This window comes from Campylobacter concisus (assembly GCF_002912425.1).
Taxonomy (GTDB): Bacteria; Campylobacterota; Campylobacteria; order Campylobacterales; family Campylobacteraceae; genus Campylobacter_A; species Campylobacter_A concisus_AH.
Genome location: NZ_POYR01000031.1, coordinates 1 through 3,528 on the forward strand (window position 1 = coordinate 1; position 3,528 = coordinate 3,528).

Annotated in this window: 3 protein-coding genes and 1 pseudogene; all 4 read left to right on the forward strand. The window is 37.2% G+C overall.

What is annotated here, in order from left to right:
• Positions 1-294: pseudogene (locus CYP84_RS01595) on the forward strand (motility accessory factor); the annotation flags it as partial.
• Between the two features lie 2 nt (positions 295-296).
• Positions 297-1,484: a UDP-N-acetylglucosamine 4,6-dehydratase gene (locus tag CYP84_RS01600; RefSeq protein ID WP_103636449.1), complete on the forward strand. Its 1,188-nt coding sequence runs from the start codon at positions 297-299 to the stop codon at positions 1,482-1,484.
• On the forward strand, positions 1,471-2,622 hold the full coding sequence (locus tag CYP84_RS01605) for a LegC family aminotransferase (protein ID WP_103636450.1): 1,152 nt from the start codon (positions 1,471-1,473) through the stop codon (positions 2,620-2,622). Before CYP84_RS01600 ends, CYP84_RS01605 begins: the two co-directional genes overlap by 14 nt.
• A 97-nt stretch (positions 2,623-2,719) precedes the next feature.
• The gene (locus CYP84_RS01610) at positions 2,720-3,397 is read left to right on the forward strand and encodes a class I SAM-dependent methyltransferase (RefSeq protein WP_103575879.1); all 678 of its coding nucleotides are present in this window, start codon (positions 2,720-2,722) and stop codon (positions 3,395-3,397) included.
• Positions 3,398-3,528 lie beyond the last annotated feature (131 nt).

The following is a 3,528-nucleotide window of genomic DNA, read 5'->3' on the forward strand; positions in this document are numbered from 1 at the left end:
AAGATAGATAGACTGAAAAATACAATATTAAAACGAAAATATATGAGATTTATTGAAAATATTTTTGTAATTTCTACTTATTATCAAGAGCTTGAGCTTGCTAAAGTTTCAGTTGCCCCAAGTGATACAAATGAAGAAAAAACTAATAAATTAGTAGAATGGGTTGAATTTCATAAATACTGGCTATTTTCGGCAGCTGGTGGCATAAATGCTGACATAGAAACAACAAAAGAAGCCTCTAAACCTCTTATAAAAGAGCTTAAAAAACGTGGAATATTTCCAAAAGAAGACTAAAAATGGATATCTTAAGCTTAATAGGACGCACGAAAAATCTCTTTGAAGATGACATAAATGCGCTTGATAAAGAACTAAAAGAGATAGTTTCAAGCTCAAGCTTTTTAGTTATCGGTGGGGCAGGATCTATAGGCTCTGCCGTGACAAAAGAGATCTTTATAAGAGATCCCAAAAAACTCTACGTCGTTGATATCTCTGAAAACAACCTTGTTGAACTAGTGCGCGATATAAGAAGCGAGTTTGGATATATAAGTGGTGACTTTAAAACTTTTGCCATAGATGTTGCAAGCCCCGAATTTGACGCACTTTTGGCGCAAAGTGGTGGATTTGACTACGTCTTAAATTTATCAGCGCTAAAGCACGTTAGAAGTGAAAAAGACCCATTTACACTCATGAGGATGCTTGAAACAAATATCTTTAATACCGATAAAACGCTGGCTCAAGCTTCGGATATGAAGTCAAAAAAATACTTCTGCGTTAGCACCGACAAGGCCGCAAATCCTGTAAATTTAATGGGAGCTAGCAAGCGCATCATGGAGATGTTTGCGTTTAGGCACTCTTTAGAGATAGATGTTTCTATGGCTAGGTTTGCAAACGTGGCATTTAGCGACGGCTCGCTTCTTTTTGGCTTTCAAAAACGCATAGAAAAGGCTCAGCCCATAGTCGCTCCAAACGACGTCAGACGCTACTTTTTAACGCCAAAAGAGAGCGGCGAGCTCTGCCTTTTAAGCACTATTTTTGGCGAAAATAGAGATATATTTTTCCCAAAATTAGATGAAAATTTAGACCTCATAACATTTAGTGAAATAGCCAAACGGTACTTGGCGAATTTAGGCTATGAGCCATTTTTATGTGAAAATGAGGAGGAGGCCAGAAAGCTTGCCAAAGTGCTTCCAAAAGATGGCTTTTACCCTTGTCTTTTTGCGCCTAGCGACACGACTGGAGAGAAGGATTATGAGGAGTTTTTCGTTGATGGCGAGAAGCTTGACATGCAAAGACTTCAAAATATTGGCATAGTTAAAAATGATGCAAATTTTGATGGCGAAAAGCTAGAAATTTTCAAAAACAATATCTTAAATTTAAAATCAAGCTTGACATGGAGCAAAGAGGACGTTTTGCGCGAGGTCTTCGAGCTCATACCAAATTTCATGCATAAAGAAACAGGAAAATATCTCGATGAAAAAATGTGATTTTGACGAGGTTTTGAAATTTATAAAAAGCACCTTTGGCAAGGACAAAGTCCCACTTCACGAGCCTAAATTTATAGGCAACGAGAAAAAATATCTACTTGAGTGCATCGACTCTAGCTTTGTCTCAAGTGTCGGCAAATTTGTCGATGAGTTTGAGAGTAAGCTAGCTCAAATGGTCGGTGCTAAATTTGCAGTCGCCACGACAAATGGCACCTCTGCGCTTCATATCTGCCTAAAACTAGCTGGCGTAGAGCAAAATAACGAAGTGATCACCCAGCCAGTTACTTTTATAGCCACTTGCAACGCCATTAGCTACCTTTTTGCAAAGCCGGTTTTCGTGGATGTTGATCTTGACACACTCGGTATGTCGCCAGCGTCACTTAGTGCGTTTTTGGAGAAAAACTGCGAGCTAAAAGGCGGCAAATGTGTCAATAAAACTAGCGGCAGGATAGTGCGTGCTTGCGTACCTATGCACACTTTTGGACTGCCTTGCAAGATAGATGAGATAGCTGAAATCTGCAAGCGTTGGAACATCGCTTTAGTAGAAGACTGCGCCGAGAGCCTTGGTAGCTACTATAAAGGCACTCATACGGGGAATTTTGGCAAGCTTGCAGCGATGAGCTTTAATGGCAATAAGATCGTCACAAGCGGAGGAGGCGGAGCTATCATCACAAACGACGAGGAGATAGCAAAGCACGCCAAATTTATCACCACAACGGCCAAGGTGCCACATCCTTTTGAGTATCGTCATAGCGAGATCGGCTACAACTACCGCTTGCCAAATTTAAATGCGGCCCTTCTTGTGGCGCAGCTTGAAAATTTGGAGCTATTTTTAAAGAGCAAACGCGAGCTTGCGATGATCTATAAAGAGTATTTTTCTAAATTTGATGATGTGAAATTTATAGATGAGCCAGCGGAAGCTAGGTCAAATTTTTGGCTAAATGTGGTGCTCTCTGAAAGCCGTGAAAAGAGAGATGAGTTTTTGAAATTTAGCAATGAAAATGGCGTTTTTACGCGTCCTATCTGGCAGCTTATGAACGAGCTTGATATGTTTAAAGACTGCCAAAGAGACGAGCTAAAAAATGCTAAATTTCTAAGCGACAGGATAGTAAATATCCCAAGTAGCGCAAGAGTTTAGCCGTGCTATAGGTTTTAAAATTGATAATTTGTATAAAAAATAATATCTTAATATAGACTAAAGATATATAGTAATAAATTTTGCGCAAAGGAAGATAATGAAAGAAAATTTAGAAATTTGGGAAAATATATTTCAGGAAAGAGAGTGGGGAAAATACCCTGCGTTGCCAGTTGTAAGGTTTGTAGCTAGAAATTTTTACAAAGTTCCGAATAGAAAAGATATAAAAATATTAGAGGTGGGTTCTGGCACCGGAGCTAATCTTTGGTATTGTGCTAAAGAGGGCTTTAATGTTATAGCCCTAGATGGTAGTCAAACAGCAGTTGATATAATGCTAAAAAGATTTAAATATGATGGCTTGGATAAAAGTGTTATTTTTAGTGAAGTAGGTGATTATTTCAATACTCTTGATAGTATTGAAGATGGAACCATAGATGCTGTCATTGACATAGAAAGCTTGATTTATAATGATTTTGAGCGCACTAAAGAGATAATAAAGAAAATATTTAAAAAATTAAAAAGTGGTGGTAAATTTATATCTATGGCATTTGCTGATGGTACTTGGGGGATGGATTGTGAAGAGTGCGGGTATCATTTGGTAAGACCAGTTGAAGGACCTATGGCAAATGAAGGTGTAAATAGATATACTACTAAAGAAGACATAACAAATCTTTATAAGCTAGACAATAATAAAATAGAAAAAATAGAAAGGCAAGACTATTATTTTGAAAATGGAAAAGCATTGAAGGAATGGGTTATTGAAATTGCAAAAATTTAACACCTTAGATGATGTATTTTATCAAAAAGACTATATTGAACTCTATTTAAATGATAATGATGAAATTTTTGATTTTAAATATGAAAATGGAGAAGATATTTTTTACAATATCTCTATAAAACGCCCTATTC

Coding starts and splice junctions, on each gene's coding strand:
- CYP84_RS01605 (WP_103636450.1), top strand. CDS start 1,471: ATGAAAAAATGTGATTTTGACGAGGTTTTGAAATTTATAAAAAGCACC.
- CYP84_RS01610 (WP_103575879.1), top strand. CDS start 2,720: ATGAAAGAAAATTTAGAAATTTGGGAAAATATATTTCAGGAAAGAGAG.
- CYP84_RS01600 (WP_103636449.1), top strand. CDS start 297: ATGGATATCTTAAGCTTAATAGGACGCACGAAAAATCTCTTTGAAGAT.